The organism is Rhizobium laguerreae, assembly GCF_019778565.1.
Classification (GTDB): domain Bacteria; phylum Pseudomonadota; class Alphaproteobacteria; order Rhizobiales; family Rhizobiaceae; genus Rhizobium; species Rhizobium laguerreae.
Map to the genome: position 1 here is coordinate 191,078 of NZ_JAAXQT010000006.1, position 20,576 is coordinate 211,653.

23 protein-coding genes, 1 tRNA gene and 1 pseudogene are annotated in these 20,576 nt (G+C 60.7%); 18 read left to right on the forward strand and 7 right to left on the reverse strand.

Translation table 11 applies throughout. The annotated features are described in order from the left end of the window. Position 1 precedes the first annotated feature (1 nt). From HFO71_RS19750 to HFO71_RS19760, 3 genes are all read right to left on the reverse strand, one after another. A complete protein-coding gene (locus HFO71_RS19750) occupies positions 2-454 on the reverse strand; it encodes a GFA family protein (protein ID WP_077977245.1) in 453 nt (150 codons plus the stop codon). Between the two features lie 87 nt (positions 455-541). Then, on the reverse strand, positions 542-1,090 hold the full coding sequence (locus HFO71_RS19755; RefSeq protein ID WP_077977244.1) for a sugar O-acetyltransferase: 549 nt from the start codon (positions 1,088-1,090) through the stop codon (positions 542-544). A gap of 11 nt (positions 1,091-1,101) precedes the next feature. Beyond that, positions 1,102-1,878: a type 1 glutamine amidotransferase gene (locus tag HFO71_RS19760; RefSeq protein ID WP_183594491.1), complete on the reverse strand. Its 777-nt coding sequence runs from the start codon at positions 1,876-1,878 to the stop codon at positions 1,102-1,104. A gap of 89 nt (positions 1,879-1,967) precedes the next feature. Between HFO71_RS19760 and HFO71_RS19765 the strand changes: the two genes are divergently transcribed. Beyond that, positions 1,968-2,261 carry an Rdx family protein gene (locus tag HFO71_RS19765; protein WP_003544579.1) on the forward strand — a complete coding sequence of 98 codons (294 nt, stop codon included), beginning with the start codon at positions 1,968-1,970 and terminating at the stop codon, positions 2,259-2,261. Between the two features lie 4 nt (positions 2,262-2,265). Here HFO71_RS19765 and HFO71_RS19770 read toward each other — a convergent pair whose 3' ends face one another. Further along, positions 2,266-2,688, reverse strand: coding sequence for a BA14K family protein (locus HFO71_RS19770; protein WP_131662034.1), 423 nt, complete (start codon positions 2,686-2,688; stop codon positions 2,266-2,268). A gap of 167 nt (positions 2,689-2,855) precedes the next feature. On the opposite strand from HFO71_RS19770, the gene HFO71_RS19775 reads away from it, so the two are divergent. From HFO71_RS19775 to HFO71_RS19820, 10 genes are all read left to right on the forward strand, one after another. Next, positions 2,856-2,942 (forward strand) — tRNA-Leu (locus tag HFO71_RS19775). 239 nt (positions 2,943-3,181) lie between these two features. Next, positions 3,182-3,469: a poly(hydroxyalkanoate) granule-associated protein gene (locus HFO71_RS19780; protein WP_131640008.1), complete on the forward strand. Its 288-nt coding sequence runs from the start codon at positions 3,182-3,184 to the stop codon at positions 3,467-3,469. Between the two features lie 545 nt (positions 3,470-4,014). After that, the gene (gene rfbF / locus HFO71_RS19785; protein ID WP_077977240.1) at positions 4,015-4,788 is read left to right on the forward strand and encodes a glucose-1-phosphate cytidylyltransferase; all 774 of its coding nucleotides are present in this window, start codon (positions 4,015-4,017) and stop codon (positions 4,786-4,788) included. Continuing rightward, positions 4,779-5,843, forward strand: coding sequence for a CDP-glucose 4,6-dehydratase (rfbG, locus tag HFO71_RS19790; RefSeq protein WP_221988388.1), 1,065 nt, complete (start codon positions 4,779-4,781; stop codon positions 5,841-5,843). Before rfbF ends, rfbG begins: the two co-directional genes overlap by 10 nt. Beyond that, on the forward strand, positions 5,840-7,075 hold the full coding sequence (locus HFO71_RS19795) for a class I SAM-dependent methyltransferase (protein ID WP_077977238.1): 1,236 nt from the start codon (positions 5,840-5,842) through the stop codon (positions 7,073-7,075). Before rfbG ends, HFO71_RS19795 begins: the two co-directional genes overlap by 4 nt. After that, positions 7,072-7,614, forward strand: a complete 543-nt coding sequence (gene rfbC / locus HFO71_RS19800) for a dTDP-4-dehydrorhamnose 3,5-epimerase (protein WP_131640010.1) — start codon at positions 7,072-7,074, stop codon at positions 7,612-7,614. Before HFO71_RS19795 ends, rfbC begins: the two co-directional genes overlap by 4 nt. Then, positions 7,611-8,849, forward strand: a complete 1,239-nt coding sequence (locus HFO71_RS19805; RefSeq protein ID WP_131640011.1) for a glycosyltransferase family A protein — start codon at positions 7,611-7,613, stop codon at positions 8,847-8,849. The genes rfbC and HFO71_RS19805 overlap by 4 nt, the downstream gene beginning before the upstream one ends. Before the next feature lie 76 nt (positions 8,850-8,925). Beyond that, the gene (locus HFO71_RS19810; protein WP_077977235.1) at positions 8,926-10,074 is read left to right on the forward strand and encodes a DegT/DnrJ/EryC1/StrS family aminotransferase; all 1,149 of its coding nucleotides are present in this window, start codon (positions 8,926-8,928) and stop codon (positions 10,072-10,074) included. A gap of 32 nt (positions 10,075-10,106) precedes the next feature. Continuing rightward, on the forward strand, positions 10,107-10,865 hold the full coding sequence (locus HFO71_RS19815; protein ID WP_027669193.1) for a cephalosporin hydroxylase family protein: 759 nt from the start codon (positions 10,107-10,109) through the stop codon (positions 10,863-10,865). Positions 10,866-10,889: 24 nt separating this feature from the next. Continuing rightward, positions 10,890-11,564 (forward strand): GNAT family N-acetyltransferase, encoded by a 675-nt coding sequence (locus tag HFO71_RS19820; protein WP_077977233.1) that lies wholly within the window; start codon positions 10,890-10,892, stop codon positions 11,562-11,564. Positions 11,565-11,570: 6 nt separating this feature from the next. Here HFO71_RS19820 and HFO71_RS19825 read toward each other — a convergent pair whose 3' ends face one another. After that, positions 11,571-11,936: a hypothetical protein gene (locus HFO71_RS19825; protein WP_312876017.1), complete on the reverse strand. Its 366-nt coding sequence runs from the start codon at positions 11,934-11,936 to the stop codon at positions 11,571-11,573. 196 nt (positions 11,937-12,132) lie between these two features. On the opposite strand from HFO71_RS19825, the pseudogene HFO71_RS19830 reads away from it, so the two are divergent. From HFO71_RS19830 to HFO71_RS19850, 5 genes and pseudogenes are all read left to right on the forward strand, one after another. Next, positions 12,133-12,452: pseudogene (locus HFO71_RS19830) on the forward strand (methyltransferase C-terminal domain-containing protein); the annotation flags it as partial. A 248-nt stretch (positions 12,453-12,700) separates the two neighbouring features. After that, positions 12,701-13,948 (forward strand): glycosyltransferase family 2 protein, encoded by a 1,248-nt coding sequence (locus HFO71_RS19835; RefSeq protein ID WP_221988329.1) that lies wholly within the window; start codon positions 12,701-12,703, stop codon positions 13,946-13,948. Positions 13,949-13,986: 38 nt separating this feature from the next. Then, a complete protein-coding gene (locus tag HFO71_RS19840; protein WP_131640014.1) occupies positions 13,987-14,478 on the forward strand; it encodes an acyltransferase in 492 nt (163 codons plus the stop codon). A 1-nt stretch (position 14,479) separates the two neighbouring features. Further along, a complete protein-coding gene (locus HFO71_RS19845; protein WP_131640015.1) occupies positions 14,480-15,313 on the forward strand; it encodes an NAD-dependent epimerase/dehydratase family protein in 834 nt (277 codons plus the stop codon). 10 nt (positions 15,314-15,323) lie between these two features. Then, positions 15,324-15,977, forward strand: coding sequence for an LbetaH domain-containing protein (locus HFO71_RS19850; protein WP_077977228.1), 654 nt, complete (start codon positions 15,324-15,326; stop codon positions 15,975-15,977). A 13-nt stretch (positions 15,978-15,990) separates the two neighbouring features. Here the strand turns inward: HFO71_RS19850 and HFO71_RS19855 are convergent, their stop codons facing one another. Next, the gene (locus tag HFO71_RS19855) at positions 15,991-16,323 is read right to left on the reverse strand and encodes a hypothetical protein (protein ID WP_131640016.1); all 333 of its coding nucleotides are present in this window, start codon (positions 16,321-16,323) and stop codon (positions 15,991-15,993) included. A gap of 160 nt (positions 16,324-16,483) precedes the next feature. Beyond that, a complete protein-coding gene (locus HFO71_RS19860; RefSeq protein WP_077977226.1) occupies positions 16,484-18,091 on the reverse strand; it encodes a GumC family protein in 1,608 nt (535 codons plus the stop codon). Positions 18,092-18,226: 135 nt separating this feature from the next. On the opposite strand from HFO71_RS19860, the gene HFO71_RS19865 reads away from it, so the two are divergent. Next, entirely contained in the window at positions 18,227-19,276 is a 1,050-nt protein-coding gene (locus HFO71_RS19865; RefSeq protein ID WP_077977705.1) for a glycoside hydrolase family 5 protein, read from the forward strand. A gap of 2 nt (positions 19,277-19,278) precedes the next feature. Further along, complete coding sequence (locus HFO71_RS19870; protein WP_077977225.1) at positions 19,279-20,559, forward strand: hypothetical protein; 1,281 nt, start codon at positions 19,279-19,281, stop codon at positions 20,557-20,559. Positions 20,560-20,576 lie beyond the last annotated feature (17 nt).

The window sequence follows — 20,576 nt, forward strand, 5'->3', positions numbered from 1 at the left end:
ATCAACTCCGCGCCATATACTCTTTCACCAGCCCCTCATACGCGTCCATCGCAGGCAGCGCCTCATAGCTGTACACCGCGCCAGTCTCGGCGAATGACAGCTTCTCGCCCGTCCACGTCTCGATGAAAGGCGTGAACCAGTTGGGGTCGTCGAGCATGGTCGCGCGCAGATTGACGAACCAGTCCATGCCTTCCGGGCGGGTGAACATCCAACTCATGCAATGCGGGCAGAAATAATGCTTCGTGACGCCATGCAGGCCGCCGATGACAGGCTCGCCTTGTGTGACCTCGAAGCCTTCGCTGGGGATGGCCGCACTCAGCGAATAGGCGCTCGCGGTCATTTTCTGGCACCCGGTGCAATGACAGGCCATGGTGAGCAGCGGCGGGGCGCTGACCTTCAATCGCACCCGGCCGCAACGGCAGCCGCCTTCCATGGGTAAATTCAGTTCGCTCATGCTTCCCTCCCGTTTGTCCTCTCATCTAGCGGAATGATCGCTGCTGTCGAGATGGCAGATCATCGCGGAATGGCGGTCTTGCCGGCGTTAGCGGATGCGGGCTGGATTGCCGACTACGGTTGCGCCGGCCGGCACATCCCTGGTCACCACCGCGCCGGCGCCGACGATCGCGCCGTCGCCGATGGTGATGCCGCCGAGGATGATGGCGCTGCCGCCGATCCAGACATCGCTTCCGACGGTGACCGGCCTGGCGATCTCGATACCTGTGCTGCGACGTGCCGGATCCTTGTGATGCTCGGCGCAATAGATCTGCACGCCGGGGCCGAACATGCTGCGGTCGCCGATGCTCACCCGGCCGGAATCGAGGATGGTGCAGCCGGCATTGAAATAGACGCGTTCGCCGAGAACGATATTGATGCCGTAGGAGCAGTGAAACGGCGCCTCGATGAAGACATTGAGTGCTGCCTGCGCAAAGAGTGCCCTGAGGGCCGGCGCGACGGCGCCGCGCTCATCCGGCGGCAGCGAATTATGCGCATGGACGGCGGCACGCGCCTGACGGCGCAAGAGATCGAGCTCGTCATCGAGGCAGCGGTACCATTCGCCTGCCGCCATCTTCTCGCGTTCGGTCACCGGCATCGCCTCACCCCTCACGCCGAGGCCTGCGACAGCATCGCGACCTCTTGCGGTTCGATCAGGCCGACCCAGGCGCGCGCGATGGCAAGGCCTGCGGCATCGGCGGCACCGGCGTGTCTTGCGGCCAGCTCGGCATGGTTCTCCAGCCAGCCCGGCGCGATGCGCGCGATCGTATCGGGAAATTCGGCTTTCCATTGGGCGACGACAGCTGAGTTGGCCTCGAAATGGAACTGGGTGCCATAGACGGCGCGGCCGATGCGGAAGGCCTGGTTTTCGGCGACGGAGCTCGAGGCGAGACGGACCGCGCCTTCAGGCAGGGAGAACGTATCGGCATGCCATTCGAAGATGGTGAACTCGCCGCCAAGCGCCGACAGAAGCGGATCGGCCCGGCCCTCGGCGGTGACGCCGATCCCGTGCCAGCCGAATTCGCGGGCAATTCCTAAGTGATTGTCGGCGCCGTAAGCGCGGGCGAGGATCTGGCTGCCGAGGCAGATGCCGAGCACGGCCTTGCCGGCATCGCCGAAGCGGCGCGTGAGCCGGACGAGTTCCGGGAGGTAGGGGTGCGTTTCATCATCCAGCGCGCTCTGCTCACCGCCGAGAACGACCAGCGCGTCATGGCCGGATATATCTTTCGGCAGGATGCCGTCCTGCCACACCTGGAACCACTCGATCTCCGCGCCTACCTCGTCGAGGGCCGCGGCAAGCGCGCCGAGGCCGGTATTCCGCATGTTTTCGATGACTGCGACGCGCATGGGCTCTTCCTGGTATGGCCGACCACGGGAAGAGACCATGGCGGAGGGCGGCGCGCAAGACGCTTATGTAAGGCGATTGCGCCGACGCGCGACAGGGCTTAAATCTCAGCAAACGAAAGGACATCACCATGACCGAGAAAGCACGCGTCACGATCCTCTACTGCACCCAGTGCAATTGGCTGCTGCGCGCCAGCTGGATGGCGCAGGAGCTGCTGCACACCTTTTCCGACAGTCTTGGCGAAGTGGCGCTGATCCCCGCCACCGGCGGCAATTTCGAGATCCGCGTCAATGGCGATCTGATCTGGGAGCGCAAGCGCGACGGCGGTTTTCCCGGGCCAAAGGAGCTGAAACAGCGGGTCCGCGACATCGTCGAGCCCGGCCGCGATCTCGGCCATGTCGACCGCGCCTCGCTCGAAAGCTGACGGCTCAGCGATAGGGCGAGCGGCAAGTCTTGTAGATGCCCTCATAGGTGAGGAAACGGTCGGTACGCGGATTGTAGGAGCGATATTCATTGCTGCACCAGGCGGCATGGCTGTTCATGTCGCGCGCCTTCGGCTGCACCCTTTGCACCGGCGGCGGATCATAGGTCAGCTGCGGCCGGCCGGCAGCCCCCGGCTGGTAATAAGTCGGCCCGGTCGCGCCGCGTGGACGGTAGTTCGGCTGGACATAGGCGGGACGATGCCATTGCTGCGGCCCGAAACCGAAGCAGCCGCGAAAATCGCAGAGCGTCGATCCCGTGTTCAGCGGCCCGACCCCCGGCTTGCCCAGCTTCAGCGAATCGGCCCCGGCGATTGCGGGCGCAAGAATGGCGAGAAGGCCGGCGAGCAGAAGCGTGCGAGCAACGGACATGAGGCATTCCTTTCGATATTTCCTTTATATAGGGCGTGACCGCCGAAACGCTATGTCGCCTTGGGCCACTCCCGCCCATTTGATCGGCAGCTTTCTCGCCAACTGTCAGAAAAACTTCAAAAACCCAGTTGACAGTCAGGAGCCACCCCCTTACATCGCTCTCCGTCGCCCAGATGGCGGAATTGGTAGACGCGCCAGCTTCAGGTGCTGGTACCCGAAAGGGTGTGGAGGTTCGAGTCCTCTTCTGGGCACCATTCCATTCTTGATCGCTACCAAGATCAAGGAGTTAAGCCTTTTCAACTAAAGTTGCGCAGGTGCCTTGCAACAAAGGCTCAGCCCCAATGCGCTCAAAGGCTTGTTCGCTCAGCAGCTCCCAAGAACTCTCCGAAATCCTCATTTTTAGACGCTTATTCCCGCCGCTCTTGATAGCTCGCCTACATTGACTCCCTCACCCCCAAATGCGAACATAAAGAGAACGCAATGGAGTCTTGCAATGATCCGATTCGCCACATCCGCACCCAGCAAACCCGAGCCATCAAAGGCACGCGAGGTGTCGGCCACCGAGCCGGCCATTGAAATGCCGCGCACCAAGCCGGTCATTGAGGTAGCTTCTGCCGGCGCGGCGCTTGCTGCTTACCCGCTGCTGCCCAGCGGCGAGTCAGATGAGTTCGGCTCCGACACTCTGCAGAAGACCACCAAACCACCACGCCGTGCGGCAACCAAACGTAAGCCCAAGGTCGCCGAGGCAGATACTCCACTCCAGCTTAATCTAGAGGCTTAGACGCAACGATCCGGCCAAGGTTTGGCGGCGCGTAGAGAACTCCCACCATAATCTATATAGCACTTCGGAATCCCGAAATTGGTTGCGGGCCTGAAATCATTGGATGTTTCTCGGCGGCGACAGCCCGCGAAAGGCGTCGAATTTCGGAATCCCGAAGCGGGGGAATTTCGGGATTCCGAAGTGGGATTTTTTTCTTCGGGCCGACGCGCCGGGCTTTTGCCGGGGGGCAATCGGCCGGCTATCTGACGCTTTCCTATCAGGATCGGCCGCGTCTGGTCGGATCAATTACGCCCGCTTGGCACTCCTCGCAAAACTGGAAGGACGTGCCTTCAGCCAAACCGATATCCAAACGGCAGACGTTCTATTGCTCAACGCACGGCCTGCGAAACGCGCGGCTGTCGGTTTCCACACTCCCGTAAGCCTCGCACAAGAACGAAATCGGATACCGGGGCAAGGATGAATATACGGCCGTTCCGCCTGTAAAGAGCCCGGGTGGCTCTGAGGGTGGTCGGGAAACCTGACTAGACACTCTGGAGTTGCTTGGGATGAAAGTCGTAATTCTCGCCGGTGGCCTCGGCTCTCGTCTTGCCGAGGAAACCAGTATCCGACCCAAGCCTCTGGTCGAAATCGGCGGCATGCCGATCCTCTGGCACATCATGAGCATCTATGCTCATCACGGGCTCAATGATTTCATCATCTGCGCCGGCTACAAGGGCTATATGATCAAGGAGTATTTCGTAAACCTTGTTCTGCACCACAACGACATCACCGTCGATCTCGCCTCCAACAGCATCAATTATCACGGCGGCACGCGGCCGAACTGGCGCGTGACCGTGGTCGATACCGGCATACATTCGATGACCGGCGGGCGTATTGCGCGCATTCGCGACCATCTGACACCCGGCGAGCCTTTCTGCTTGACCTATGGGGACGGCGTCGGCAACGTCGATATCGCCGCCGAAGTCGCCTTCCATCGCAGCCATGGCCTCAAGGCGACGATGTGCGCGGTAACGCCCCCAGGACGCTACGGTGCGACGAATATCGAGGGGCAGTACATCACCTCCTTCGTCGAGAAGCCGAGAGGCGATGGCCAGCGCATCAACGGCGGCTTCTTCGTGCTCGATCCTTCGGTGGTCGACCTCATCCCGGACGACGACACGGTCTGGGAAGGCGGGCCGCTGGAATGGCTCGCCGCCAACAACCAGCTCGCCGCCTTCAGGCATGACGGCTTCTGGCAGCCGATGGATACGCTCCGCGAGCGCAACCACCTTGAGGAGCTCTGGAGTTCCGGAAAGGCGCCGTGGAAGCTATGGGCCTGACGGACTTCTGGAATGGCAGGCGCGTGTTCCTGACGGGAAACACTGGGTTCAAGGGATCCTGGCTGTCGTTGTGGCTGGAGAAGCTCGGCGCGGAAGTGACGGCAGTCTCGCTCGAACCCGAGACCAATCCCTCGCTCTACGCGCGGCTTGCACCCTGGAATGGACAGGGCCATCACATCGCCGACATCCGCGACGCGGCAGCGTTCAAGCAACATTGCAGCGATTTCCAGCCCGAAGTCGTCATCCACATGGCAGCGCAGGCGCTGGTGCGGCGCTCCTACGAAAACCCGACCGAAACCTTCGCGACCAATGTGATGGGAACGGCGAACGTGCTCGACGCGGTGCGGGAAACGCCCTCGGTCAAGACGGCTCTCGTCGTCACCTCCGACAAGGTCTATGCCAACAACGGCGGCGGCGTACCCTTCGTCGAGACGGATATGCTGGGCGGCAAGGACCCCTACTCCAACTCCAAGGCCTGCACCGAACTGGTCGTACAGAGCTACCGCGACAGCTTCTTCAAGGGGCGCGATATCAGGCTTGCGACGGTACGTGCTGGCAATGTCATTGGCGGCGGCGACTGGTCGAAAGACCGGTTGATTCCGGACTTCATCCGCGCCTTCGAAAGCAGCCAACCGATCCTGCTGCGCTATCCCGAAGCGATCCGCCCCTGGCAGCATGTGCTGGAGCCGCTCGGCGGCTATCTCGCCTTCGCCGAGGCCTTGACACTTGCCGGCGAGCAGGAGCTGCCCGAAGCACTCAATTTCGGCCCAGACCCGCAGAGCTTCGCGACAGTCTCCGAACTTGCCGAGGCGCTCGGCCTGGCTCATGGCGTGAACGACGTCTGGAAGCCGGCGCCCGGAAAACATCTTCCGGAAGCGCCTGCCCTTACCTTGAGTTCGGCACTGGCGCTCTCCGCCATCGGCTGGCGTCCGCGCCTCGGCCTGAAGCAGACAATCGACTGGACAGCCGCCTGGTACAAGGCCAACCGCGAGGGAGCCGACATGCGCGCCTTCTCGCTCGGGCAGATCGCGGCCTATGAGGAAACAGTATCATGACAGCGCATAATTGCCGGTTCTGCAACACTCCGCTGAAGCATCGTTTTGTCGATCTGGGCTCGACTCCGCTCGCCAATGCCTATCTGACGGAGGAGCAGCTTAAACTACCCGAACCCTCCTACCCGCTGCGCGCCTTCGTCTGCACGGAATGCTGGCTGGTGCAAGCCGACGCCTTCGTTCCGCCGGAGGATATCTTCAGCCACTATGCCTATTTCTCCTCCTACAGCGACGGCTGGGTGGAGCATGCCCGCCAGTTTACCATCATGGCGCGCGAGCGCTTCGGCCTCAGCGAGGCATCGCAGGTCATCGAAGTGGCGAGCAATGACGGTTATCTGCTGAAGCATTTCGTCGAAGTCGGCGTGCCGGTGCTCGGCATCGAGCCGGCTGAGAACGTCGCGGAAGTGGCACGGCAGATCGGCGTTCCCACGGAAGCGCGCTTCTTCGGCAAGGAAACTGCTGCCGATCTCGTCTCGCGCGGCCTTGCCGCCGACATCGTCATCGGCAACAACGTCCTGGCGCATGTCCCTGACATCAACGATTTCGTCGGCGGGCTCTCGGCCGCGCTGAAGGCTGATGGCGTCGTCAGCGTCGAATTCCCGCATCTGCTGCGGCTAATCGAAAACATCCAATTCGACACCGTCTATCACGAGCATTTCTACTATCTGTCATTGCTGGCCGTCGAAAAGGTGTTCGCGGCGCACGGCCTCAAAGTCTTCGACGTGGAGGAATTGCCGACCCATGGCGGGAGTCTCCGCGTGCTCGCCTCCCGAGCAACATCCACGGCTCATGCAACCGGCCGCGGCCTTGCCAAGGTGCGCTCCGACGAGGCAGCCGCCGGCTTCGACACGGTCGAAACCTACGAGGTCTTCCAGAGCCGCGTCGCGCCAATCAAGGACGGACTGCTCGCCTTCCTCAACGAAGCCAAGCGCAACGGCAAGACGGTCGCCGCCTATGGCGCTGCCGCCAAGGGCAATACGCTCCTGAATTTCTGCGGTGTAGGCACCGACCTCATCGACTACGTGGTCGACCGCAATCCGCACAAGCAGGGCCACTTCCTGCCGGGCAGCAAGCTGCCGATCTACGCGCCGCAAAAGATGGATGAGACGCGGCCCGACTACATTCTGATCCTGCCATGGAACATCAAGAACGAGGTCGTTGCGGCCAACAGCAGGATCGGCGCCTGGGGCGGACGCTTCGCCGTTGCCGTGCCGGAACTGACGGTGCTCGGATGAAATTCGTTCCGACCGCGGTTTCGGGTGCTTTTGTCGTGGAGGTCGAGGCCCGCTCAGACGAGCGCGGACTGTTCGCGCGGACCTTCGACGCCAAGAGCTTTGCCGACCATGGTCTCGTACCCTCCTACCCGCAGTGCAACGTCTCGCAGAATCACAAGCGCGGAACCTTGCGCGGCATGCACTTTCAGGCCGAGCCGCGGCCGGAGATCAAGCTGGTGCGTGCCACGCGCGGCAAGGTCTTCGACGTGGCGCTCGATCTCAGGCGGGATTCGCCGAGCTATCTCAAATGGGCCTCAGTCGAGCTCGATGCCATCAGTCACAACGCCTTCTATATACCTGCCGGATGCGCGCACGGCTTCCTGACGCTCGACGACGACTGCGAGCTCTTCTACCAGATGTCGGAAGCCTACGTACCGGAACTTGCTCGTGGCGTCCGCTGGGACGATCCCGCCTTTTCCATCGCCTGGCCGTTCCCGCCGAGCGTCATCAGCGAGCGCGACGCCGCGCTTGAGAGCTACAGCCAGGAGACAAACCTTTGAGCGGCATCAAACTCAGCATCTGCATTCCGACCTACAACCGCGAAGCCTTTCTCAGAAACTCGCTGATCTACTGCGAGAACGACTACAAGTTCGACTTTCCCTTCGAAATCGTCATCTGCGACAATGCCTCTACGGACGGCACCCAGCAGGTGGTCGAGGAATTCATCGGTCGCGGGCTGCCAATCCGCTACTACAAGCGCGAAAGCAATGCCGGCGCCGCGGCAAACGTCACGAGCGCTCTGCGCCTCGGCAAGGGCGAATACGTCGTCTACCTCGCGGACGACGACATCCTGATCGCCGATGCAGTGGCCGACACCATCAGATATCTCGACAACAATCAGGAGGTGACCTGCGCCCATGCGCCGTGGTTCTTCTACGACGAAGTCGCCAAAACCGACATCGCGAAATTCTACGATGTCGAGGAGGATCGGAAGTTTCCGCACGGCAGCTTCGGCGAAGTCTTCCAGTATATTTTCGAACGCCACATCTTTCCGGAAATCGCGATCTATCGTTCGTCACCCTTGCGGTCGGCCTGGATCCCGCGGGAATTCTGCTTCTACCCGTTCCCGTTCCTTGCGCATTTCCTCGATCAGGGGGCGGTCGCCTTCCTACAGCGGCCCTTCTACCGCTCCATCGGCAATTCGGCGATCGTCCGCGACCGCCCGCAGGAAGGCGCCAACGACGTCATGACGAGCTGGGATCGCTATCGGGGGGGGCTTGAGTACTTCCTCTATACGGGCGTCAGGCGCGGGGCGCTGAAGCTCACGCCCGAGACGCGTCTCAAGTATGACGAGATGTGCAAGATCTTCACGCTCAATCGTATGGCGGTCGCCTTCCGCTTCTGGGCGGAGAGGAAGAATTTCATCAAGGCCTATGAGCTTTATACCCGCCTCGCGTGGGGCGGGATGCAGGACCACCCGGAAATCCGCAGGTTCCTTGAAGGGCTGCCCCTGATGGTCGCCATCCAGACGCTGGTGAGCGAAGTGAATGCGGCAATCGGCATCGATACGCTGCTTCTTGGCGGTTTCACGGATATCGCGGCGCTCGAAGGCCTGATGCGCGAGCTCGGCCTCAACGAAAAGGTCAAGGTGACGGTGAAACTCGGCGACAGTCCACTGGAAAGCACCGCCGTCTTCGTCAGCGTCGACAGCGACCGAGAATATTTCGTGGCACTCGGCTACCTGCCCAATCTGGTGTTCCACGAGCACGATCTCGCCCGGCACATCATCATGTGAGCCTCGCGCCAGTTTCAAAAACTAGCATCGTTGCGGACGCCTGGGTCTCGATCTCAATTCAACAGAAATTAGCGGCATGACAAACCGGATCTTCTACACCAAACCTTCGATCACCCAGCTCGAAACGGATTATGCAGCCGATGCCGCCGCCACCGGCTGGGGCGCGCGCTGCTACGACTATCTCAACCGCTTCGAACGCGACTTCAAGACCTACCTCGGCAGCGGCTTTGCGATTGCGACCTCGAGCTGCACCGGCGCCATGCACATGGGGCTTGCAGCGCTCGGCGTCGGCGCTGGCGATGAAGTGATCCTCGCCGATACGAACTGGGTTGCGACCGTCTCCCCAATTGTCCATCTCGGCGCAAGACCCGTTTTCGTCGATGTGCGCGCCGACACTTGGTGCATTGATCCCGAGGAGGTCGAGCGCCATATCACGCCGAAGACCAAGGCCATTATCGCCACGCATCTCTACGGCAACCTCTGCGACATGGATGCGCTGCTGGAGATCGGCAAGAGGACGGGCATTCCGGTGATCGAAGACGCGGCTGAAGCGGTCGGCTCCCTCTGGCACGGCCGCCGCGCCGGCTCGATGGGCGCGTTCGGCACCTTCTCCTTCCATGGCACCAAGACGCTGACGACAGGCGAAGGCGGCATGTTCGTCACCAATGACGCCGCCCTTTACGAAAAGGTGCTGACGCTCAGCAATCACGGCCGGGCTCGCGGACAGACGAAGCAGTTCTGGCCGGATGCGATCGGCTTCAAATACAAGATGTCCAACATCCAGGCTGCCATCGGCTGCGCCCAACTCGAGCGCATCGAGGAACTCGTCAACCGCAAGCGCGAAATTCTGGCCTCCTACATGATCCGGCTTTCGGCCCTGCCCGGCATCACGATGAACCCGGAATACACCGGCACGATCAACGGCGCTTGGATGCCGACCGCCGTCTTCCATCCGTCGACGGGCGTTACCCGCGAGATGATGCAGCAGACCTTCGAGACCGCCAATATCGACGCGCGCGTCTTCTTCTATCCCCTCTCCAGCCTCTCCATGTTCGAAGATCGGCCCGAGAACGTGAACGCCTGGAGCATTCCGGGCCGTGCGATCAACCTGCCGAGCTATCACGACATGAGCGAAGCCGATATCGACCGGGTAGCGGCAACGCTGCTCGATATGGCGGCCGGGCGGATCTACCACAACAGCACGGCATTGCGGCAGTCGGTCTAAGACAGCCCTACAGCGAAGGACAAAGAACAGTCATGACCACGAAGGACGATCGTCTCGAATTCGAAGCCCACAAGCGGGAAATGTCGCTTGCACTCGGCAAGGACGAGGCAAGTTTCCAACAATCGCTGAACACGCTGATCGGGCTCGACAAGTTCGACTATTTCTATCTCTGGTCATGGATGGGCGTGCCGATCATCCAGCTTCCGGTCGATATCCTGGCGACCCAGGAGGTCATCTGGGCGACTAAGCCCGATGTCATCATCGAAACCGGCATTGCGCGCGGCGGCTCGCTGATCTTCATGGCGTCGATCCTCGCCGCCATGGGCAACGACAAGGCCAAGGTCGTCGGTGTCGACATCGACATCCGCGCCCATAATCGCGAGTCGATCGAATCCCATCCGATGTCGAGCCGGATCAAGATGATCCAGGGCGGTTCCGTCGACGACGACGTGCTTGCCGCCGTGAAGGCCGAGATCCCGCCGGGCGCCCGCGTGATGGTGGTGCTCGACAGCGACCATTCCTACGAGCATGTTCTGGCGGAATGCCGCGCCTACGGTCCGCTGGTGACGGAAGGCTGCTACCTCGTCGTCGCCGACACGCTCATCGGCCACCTGACCGAGGAACAGGCCTTCACAAAGCGCTCCAAGGTCTGGCTGCGCGGCAACGAGCCGCTGAAGGCAGTCACCGATTATCTGGCGGAAACCGACCGCTTCGAAGTCGATCCGGTTCTGAACGGCAAGCTCGTGCTGTCTTCCTCGCCGGGCGGCTACTGCATCTGCCGAAAGGCGTGAGAGAACAAGCGGGGATAGTCGTTCATGACACAGGTCGACATCGTCAGCCTCAAGGACAATGCGGATCCGGCCAGGCGGCTCCGACTTCCGATCAGGGACGATAACGGCAGGCATGTGGGCGACCTGCAATGCATCGACAGGTCTATGCTCGACGAGCCCGGCCTGATCGACGATCTGACGACGTGGCGCAACCAGTCGATGCCGTTTTTCCTCACCCAGTTTAGCGCCACCGAGGAACGCACGCGGCGGTGGCTCGAAACCATCTCACTGCCCGCCGCCGACCGAATCCTGTTCGTCATTTGCGATCCCGGCGGAAACCGGTTCGGCAATTTCGGCATCTGCAACATCCAGCCCGGCTCGGCCGAATTCGACAACGTCATCCGCGGGCGGGCGAGCGATATCCGCAATCTGATGTTCCATTGCGGCATGGCACTGCTGGAGTGGATGTTCTCCGGGCTTGGGGTCGAAACCGCCGAGCTGCATGTGTTCTCCCACAATGAAAAAGCGATCGGCCTTTACAAGCGGCTGGGCTTTGCGGTGGCCGCAAACTTGCCGCTGCGGCGCACCGAGGAAGAAGGCGTGGTCAAATATTCGATCGTCGATCGATCGGAAGCAAATGCCGGCTTCGACTATCTGAGGATGGAGCTTCCGATCGAACGTTTCCGGCAGGCGCATCCAGCGGCTTTGCTGATCGCCTGAAGCGTCTTACCGCACCGGCTGATAGTGGCCGCGGAGCGGAACTTTGCCACCGGTGGTAACGAAGCCGTGGCGTTCGCAGACATACATCAGCGTCGGCATGCCGCCCGAGCGGAAGATCTCGTCATAGCGGCGGCGGACCTGGACGGTTTCGGTGCGGCAATTGTAGGATTCCTCTTCCTTCTTGTCCGGCTGCGCCTTGACGCCGGGAAGACCCTTATAGGGATAGAGAGGTTGAACGCCCGAATCATCAAGCGGCCGTAGCGGGCGACTTCCTGAAATAGCTTCTGATGACGGGATGGCTTGGCGCTCCTCGCAAACTGGAAGGACGTGCCCTCGGCCAAACCGGAATGTCCGAACGGCAAGCTGTTCCATTGCTCAACGTACGACCTGCGAAACGCGCGGCTGCCCGTTCCGACACCCCGTAAGCCTCGCACAAGAACGAAATCGGATACCGGGACAAGGATGAACATACGGCCGTTCCGCCTGTAAAGAGCCCGGGCGGCTCCGAGAGTGGTCGGTAAACCTGGCTAGACACTCTGGAGTCCGCTTGAGATGAAAGTCGTAATTCTCGCTGGTGACGTCGATCAAGGATGGCTTGATCGCCTTCCTCGAACAAGCCAAACGCAGTGGCAAGAAAGTCGCCGCCGATGGCGCGGCCGCCAAGGGCAACACGCTGCTAAATTTCTGTGGCGTGGGCACCGATCTCATCGAATATGTCGTCGACCGCAACCCGCACAAGCAGGGCCATTTCCTGCCTGGCTGCAAGCTGCAGATGTATACGCCTGAGAAGATGGAAGAAACCAAGAACGAGGTAGTTTTGGCAACAGCAGTGTCGGCAGTTGGGGCGGTCGCTTCGCCGTCGCCGTGCCTGAATTGACGGTGCTGGGATCAAGTTCATTCCGACCGCGGTTACGGGAGCCCTGGTCGTTGAAGTCGAGGAACGCGCCGATGATTGCGGGCTGTTTGCGCGAACCTTCTGTGCGGAAACTTTCGCCGCTGTCTGAGGTCTACGCACCGGAACTCTCACGCGGCTTCCGTTGGAATGACCCCTCATTTTCAATCCACTGGCCTTTCGAGCCCGTCACCATGAACGCTCGCGATTCCAGCTACGACCTCTACGACAGCGGAGAAAAATCGTGAGCGCCATAAAACTCAGCATCTGCCTGCCGACGTTCAACCGTGCGGTATTCCTCAACAAGGCGCTTGCCTATTTCGTCACCGACTACAAGATTCCATTTGAATATGAGATTGTGATCTCGGACAACGCCTCGACAGACAATACGCGGGAAATCGTGGATGCCTATATCAGCGAGGGGTTGCCGATCCGGTATTTCCGCCGCACGGAAAACCTTGGTTATGAACCAAACCTTTCCAGTGCGTTCCGTCACGCCCGCGGAGAGTACAACGTCTATCTCGCAGACGACGACATGCTCATCATTGACGGTATCGTCGACACGATCAAATATCTCGATGCAAATCCCGATGTTACCGCCTGCTATGCTCCATGGTATCTGCATGACGAAGTGCAGAAGGTCGACCAGACGCTGTTCTATACCGTGAAGGCCGACCGGAAATATGAGCGGCGGGACTTCCTCGGGGTTTTCGCCTTCCTCGTCGAAAGTCACGTCTTTCCCGAAATCGGCATCTATCGCGCATCCGCCCTGCGGTCTGCCTGGGTGCCGCGCTACTTTTCCTATTGGGCATTCTCCCATCTCGCGCACTATCTGGACCTAGGGGCAGTGACATTCCGCCAGAAGCCGTTCTATCGCGCCGTGACGGTGTCAACCATTCCACGCGATCGGCCGCAGGCTGGCAACGACGAACTGCTGACAGCGTGGGACCGCTATCGGGGCGGACTCGAATATTTCGTCAATCTCGGCGTCAAGCGTGGCGTGCTGCGTTTCGACCAGCAGTTCATCGCTCAGTACGAGTCGCTCATCAAGCACTTTACGCTGAACAGAATGGCTGTGGCGTTGCGCTTCTGGTTCGCAAGAAAGGAGTATCTCAGATCATATGAGCTCTATTCCCGGCTCTGCTTCGGTGGCTTCGGCGATCATCCCGACGTGACCGGGGTACAGGGCCAATTGCCGCTGATGGCGGCAGTGCAGACGCTTGCCTGGGCGACGAATTCCGCAGCGGAGGTGAATCGGCTCGTTCTTCACGGTATGGCAGATCCGGCGTCAATCGAGGGGCTACTCCGGGAACTGGGGCTGAGAGCCGACATCGAGGTCGTTTACGGGGGAAACGAACCGTCTCCTTCAGAGCCTGAGCGTGCCGCCGTCTTCGTCCCAAATGCTGCAGATCGAATCATCTATCTACAGAAGGGCCATCCGCAAAACCTCGTCTTCAGTGAAGAAGACCTCATCCAGCCGCTGGCGATCTAACCTCGCCTGCCGGTCAAGCGGTATACAAGGAATATCCGATGCCTTTAATCGCCGATCCGACAAGCCGCATTTCGGCTCTCGCCGACATTGAGGAGAGCCAACGCGGAACCCGGTACGCAATCGGCGCGGGTTCGATCATCGACAGTTTCGTTAAGATCAAGCCTGCCGGCGGCTGCGGTGATCTCCTCATCGGCGAGCGCGTGGTGATAAATTCCGGCTGCGTTCTGTATACCGGCAATGGCATCGTCATCGGCGATGACTGCGCGATAGCGGCAAATTGCGTCTTTGCACCTGTCAATCACGAGTACAGCCGGCGCGACATGTTGATCCGCGACCAGCGATTCAAGCCATCGCGCGGCGGTATCGTCATCGGCAAGGATGTCTGGATCGGTGCGGGATGCGTTCTTCTTGACGGCGCCGTCGTGGAGGATGGAGCCGTGATCGGCGCCATGTCGCTCATTCGCGGCCACGTCGAAGCGTATTCGGTCAATATTGGTTCGCCGCTGCGGCAGATCGGCTGGAGGCATTGAAATGGGCGAGCGCAGTACGGCCACGATCATAGGCTCGGGCGGCTTCATCGGACAGGCCCTCACGCGTCATTTGCAGGCCGCGGGCTGGACCTGCCACCTGCCCTCGCGCGACGTGGCTTGGCCGCAGTGTGGCGTTTTGCACGGCCATATCTTCTACTGTGCCGGGCTGACGGCGGATTTCGCACGACGGCCTGCGGATACGATCGAGGCCCATGTGAGCCTCGTGTCGCGCGTACTGCAATCGGAAAAATATGATTCGCTCGTCTATCTCTCGTCCACCAGGCTCTACGACGGCCTTCCTGCCGGCGTCGAAGCGACGGAAGATCTATGCTTCCCAGTCTCTCCGCGGGAACCGCGCCATCTTTACGATCTTTCGAAGCTCATGGGCGAAGCCGCCTGCCTTGCACTTGGCTCCGGACGTGCGCGGATTGCGCGGCTTGCCTCGGTCTATGACAGCCGCGGCGGCGATGACGGATTCCTACCGCAACTTCTCGACAAGATTGCCGTGACTCGACGCGGCGGAGAAATCCGCCTTGCCTCCTCGCCGGCATTCTCGCGGGACTATGTCCATATGGACGATGTCGTGGCGGGCCTCGTTCACATTGCAACCAAAGGCAAAGCCGATATCTACAATGTCGCATCCGGCAAGAACCTCCGGAACGGCGCACTGGCTTCCTTGATACAAGAAACAAGCGGAAGGCGCATCCGGTTCGAACCCGGGAATGCACCGGTCGATCCGCCTGTCATAGACGTCACACGCATGGCCGGCGAATTCGGCTGGCGCCCGGATTCGGTGGCCGGTAAACTTTCACCGCTGCTTTCCGGTTTGGACTGAAGGAGCGAAGATGGAGATCGTCAACCTGGAAGCCGGCAGGCTTGCGGCCTATTGCTGCGAACAGATCCGCAGGCTTATCCCGTTCGGCGACGAGACCGAATTCGGGCTCGTCGAAAAACACCTCCCCGAAGCGCTGCAAAGGCTCGATCACTGCGTCTCGAACGTCGCCATCTGGAAAGCCGGCCGCTTCGATATCCTGCATTCCTCGCAATACTGCATTTTCCTCTACTATCTCTCCAATACGATCTGGAAGCAGGAAAAGGCGACGGCGATATGCACCAAGCTGTTTCTGTTGAACAAGCAGTTGAATGCCATTGACGTGTTCTATGAAATCGAAATGCCCGAAATTTTCTTCATCGGTCATTCTGTGGGAATAGTTCTTGCCAAGGCTACCTACGGCAACCACCTCGTGCTCTATCAAAACTCGACCGTCGGAAAGAACAATGGCGTTGCGCCCGTGATTGAGGATGGCGTCATCCTCTATCCGAATACAGCGGTGATCGGCGGCAGCCGAGTGCGCGAGCGCAGCATCATTGCGCAGGGCGTAAGCGTCATAAATCGTGACACGGAGCCAAAAAGGATCGTTTATCAGGGAGCGGAAAACACGCTGGTGTTCAGGGAAAGCAGGCGCGACATTCTTTCCGACTTCTTCCGCAGCGTCTGACAGGTCCTACCCCTCACCGCACCGGCTGATAGTGGCCTCGGAGCGGAACTTTGCCACCCTTGGTAACGAAGCCGTCGCGTTCGCAGACATACATCAGCGTCGGCATGCCGCCCGAGCGGAAGATCTCGTCGTAACGGCGGCGGACCTGGACGGTTTCGGTGCGGCAATTGTAGGATTCCTCTTCCTTCTTGTCCGGCTGCGCCTTGACGCCGGGAAGACCCTTGTAGGGATAGAGGGGTTGAACGCCCGAATCGACGGATTTCGTCCAGTCGACGGCAAGGGCGGAGGCCGGGGCGAGGCCAGACACGGCGACGAGCGATATCAGAAGCATCATCAACAGCCGCATGGTAACTCTCCTGCCGGCTAGAGCGGTTCAGCTTTTCACGGAAACGCAGAACCGCTCTAACGTTTTGTTTTACCCAATTCCGGACGGAAAACCGCTTCGCACTTTTCCTGGAATTGCTCTATAGGCCGCTTCCCCGATGTAGGGAAACCGACGACCGTCATCAAGCGGCCGCAGCGGGTGACTTCCTGAAATAACTTCTGATGACGGGATGGCTGAAGAGGCCGGCGAGGATCGCAAAGCCGGCGCCGACGACGAAACCGGCGAGAAAACCGCCGATGATGCCGGCGACCAGCAGGATTTTCTTTCCCGGACCGTCGGCCTTGACCGGCGGCTCGGCCGGCGAGATGACGCGAATGTTACTCTGGTTGAGGCTCTGCTCCTCGCTCGTCTGGCTGGAGCGCTTCAGCACCGTCTCGTAGATATTGCGCGCCGCCGTCGCCTTGCGCTGCAATTCGTTCAATTCTACCTGCTTGTCGGACGAACTCGCGTGCAGCGCCTTCTGCACGGCAAGCTCCTTAGCAATGCTGTCCTCGGCGGCCTTGGCCTGCTCGTATTCGCCCCTTGCCGAGGTGGCGAGACGCTGCAATTCGCCCTTGATTTCGACTGATATGCTCTGCAGCGACGAGCGGGCCGCCTGCAGGCGCGGATGACGCGTGCCCATCTGGCTTTCGAGGCTGCCGACGGCGGCGGCCTGGGTGGCATATTGCTGACGCAGGCTGACGAGCGGCGAGGTGACTCCGCCCTCCATCTGGTTGCCTGCGACGATGTCCTCGACGCGTAGATTGGCGACGGCATCGGCGCGCGCCTTTGCCTGGATGGTCTTTTCCTGCGCCGTCACCAGCAGCGTGTTCAGCGAGACGAGCCGCTGATCGGAGATCAGGTTGCCTTCGGTCGCGGCCATGTCGTTGTCGGCGCGGAAGGTTTCGACGGCCTGCTCGGCTTCCAGCACCTTCTGGCGCAGGTCGTCGAGGCGTCCATCGAGCGTCGAGGAGGTGTTTTCGTAAATGCCGTTCGAGGCGCTGTTTTCTTCCTCGGTGAAGGAGGTGACGACCTGATTGGCAAGCCTTGCGGATTTTTCGGGATCGTTGGTCGTGGCAGCCAGCGAGACGACATAGGTGCTGGCCTCACGGGTGATAACAAGCGCCTTCTGCAGAGTGCCGATCACGGCGGCACCATCGGTCCGGCCGCCGGTGAATTCGGGGTCCTGGTCGAGCTTCATTGCTTCGGCGACGCGGCGCAGCACATTGCCCGAGGTCAGGATCTGCACTTGGCTGTCGATCAGCGCCGAGATCATTTCCGGCGAGGGACCCGACGATTGCGCTCCCGCATCGGCAAGGCCGATCTGGCGCGGGTCGAAATAGAGGCTGCTGACGGCGGTGAATTTCTGGGCGATGAGCGGCGCCATCGCCCCGCCGGCGAGGGCTCCGAGAAGCGCCAGGCCAAACACGATCAGCCGCCGGCTCCAGATCGCGGCGATACTCGAGCGGAGGTCGAGAAGCGGTGCGGCAGGTGCGAACGCTGCATTCGGCGGCGCGTCCACGACAGGCTGTTTTTCAGGCGGAGGAGCCGGACGCTCATATTGGCGGGTTTCCGCAATGCTTGCCGGCGGCACGAAGGGGGGCGGGGCGGGTTCGGGCGATGGCCGGACGAAATCATCCGGGCGGATGACAGGACTGCGCATGCGCACGCCTTCCGGCGCAGTCTGAGATGGCTCAAAACTGCGCCAGCCAGGGAGCCGGCTTACCCTGTTCCTGTCATACTGGTTCATACGCGCACTCGTGTCCTGCCCAGCGTGAAAGACTGAAGCCGAGGTGCCGATACTTTAGAAATTCTTAGCTAACGGACCGTTAAAATAAGCTCAGCGACGCCGATGTTGCGATTTGCCGCGATAGCGAGGATGGCCATGCAGACGACACGACATCTGACAGCGCTGCTGCTTGCAGCCGCTCTGATCCCGTCGCCGGCCCTTGCGACTGGTGCGCCCTGCTATCGCGGCGTCAATCTGTCCGGCGGCGAATATGGCGAGCGCGGCGGCATCTACGGCACCAACTACACCTATCCGAGCGAATCCACGATTGGCTATTTCGCCGAAAAAGGCATGACGATCGTCCGGCTGCCCTTCCGTTGGGAACGGCTGCAGCCGGCGCTCGGCGGGCGGCTCGACGAGGATGAGCTCAAGCGGATCAAAGATACGATCGGCCTGATCCGCAAACACGGCATGGCGGTTCTGCTCGACCCGCATAATTTCGGCTATTACGACAAGACCCAGGTCGGCACGGCGCCGGCGACGGATGCCGCCTTCGGGGATTTCTGGGCAAGGCTCGCCGTCGAATTCGCCAATCAGGATGGCGTTCTCTTCGGCCTGATGAACGAACCGCACGACATCAAGGCGACGGACTGGCTGGATGCCGCCAATGCCGCGATCCGCAGTATCCGCGCCGTCGGCGCGCGCAACCTCATCCTGGTGCCGGGCACGGCATGGAGTGGCGCGGGCAGCTGGGAAAAGGATGTGATCGGCGGCGCCAATGGCACGGTGATGCTCGGCGTGCGCGATCCGCTCGATTTCTACGCCTATGAGGTCCACCAGTATCTCGACGCCGACTCCTCCGGCACCCATCCGACCTGCGAAGGCTCGACTGCTGCGGTCGAGGCGATCGCTGGGGTAACCGCCTGGCTGAAGCGGAACCACAAGCGCGGCTTTCTCGGCGAATTCGGCGCCTCCGCCGACAAGGACTGCATGAGCGGGTTGACCGAAATCTACACCACCATGTCTGATAATAGCGATGTCTGGCTCGGCTGGTCCTATTGGGCCGCCGGCGATTGGTGGCCGGCGAACGAGCCGTTCAACGTCCAGCCGCGCGAAGGCCCTGAGCGGCCGCAGATGCGGCTTCTTGCCGAGGTGGCAAAAGCCGGTGCCGGCACTTGCTCCGCCATTAAGCCTGCGGGGAAATGAGCATGGCGGTCGTCGATCACAGGGCAGCGACATTCACTGTAGCCGGTAACCGGCTCGATGCCGCCGGCAGGGCATCGCGCACCGATCATACGGTGCTCTGGCTCGGCCTGCTCTCCGTGCTCTACAACGGCATTCTCGCCTTCATCAACCACAACATCGTGCCGCTCTCGATGACGCATGTCGCCGCCAGCGAAGGCCTGATCATGGCGAGCGCCATCATCTATATCCTGCACAAGGGCATCTACGAGACCGACCTGCCGGCCTTCCTGTTCCTGCTGTTCACGCTGATCGTGACCATCTATGTCAGCGTACTCAACCGCATGCTGTTCATCGATCACTTCCGCAACGTGCTGATCATCTTCTGCTTTACCGGACTCGGGGGCTGGAGCAACGAGAAAACGATGAAGCTCGCCTTTCGCTGGGCAAGCCTTGCCGTCATGATCTTCCTGATCTTCGAGATCGTCAGCGTGCCGTTCTACGTCAGCATCGTCCATCCGTCCGATTATTTCGCCAATACGCGCGGGCTGCTGCCGCTGAGCTACAACACGACGGGCCTCTTCCAAAACGCGCTCGGCTTTCCCGAGCGCTTCTCCTTCGGCATCATCGACCACCGTTCCTCCTCGATCTTCCTCGAGCAGGTGTCGCTTGCCAATTTCTGCGGCGTGATCGCCGTTTACCTGATTTCCATGTGGGAAAAGCTCGGCCGCGGGGACCGGTTGCTGATGATCGGCACGGCCGTGCTGATCCTGGTGACGAACGACACGCGCACAATGCTGATCTTCTGCTTTGCCTGCATCGTCGGCTATTTCATCTTCCCGAAGATCCCGAAGAATTTCAATCTGGCGCTGATGCCGCTGATCGTCGCCGCGGGCTTCCTCGTCTATGTCCTGAAACCCAACGCGACCGGCGACAATTTCACCGGCCGCATCAACCTGACGATGAAGAAGATCATGGAGCTCGATGCGCTCGCCGTCCTTGGGCTTGCGGTCGACCGGGTCGCGGAATTCGCCGACAGCGGCTATGTCTACCTGATCTACGCGGCGACGATCTTCGGCGTCATCGCCCTGTGGCTGTTCGTCTGCCTCTTTCCCGCCGGGCGCACGGCAGCGCAGCGGCGCTGCGCCCATTCACTTTCTCTTTTCATTTTTCTGAATATGATGATCGGAGGAACCGCGGTCTTCTCGATGAAGATCGCCGGTCTCCTCTGGTTCGTCGTCGGATATATGCGTTTCCACGACAGCCCGCGCATCCGGCAGGATCGTCCGGCAGATGTACTGAGTTGACCGCAGCGGCGCGGCTG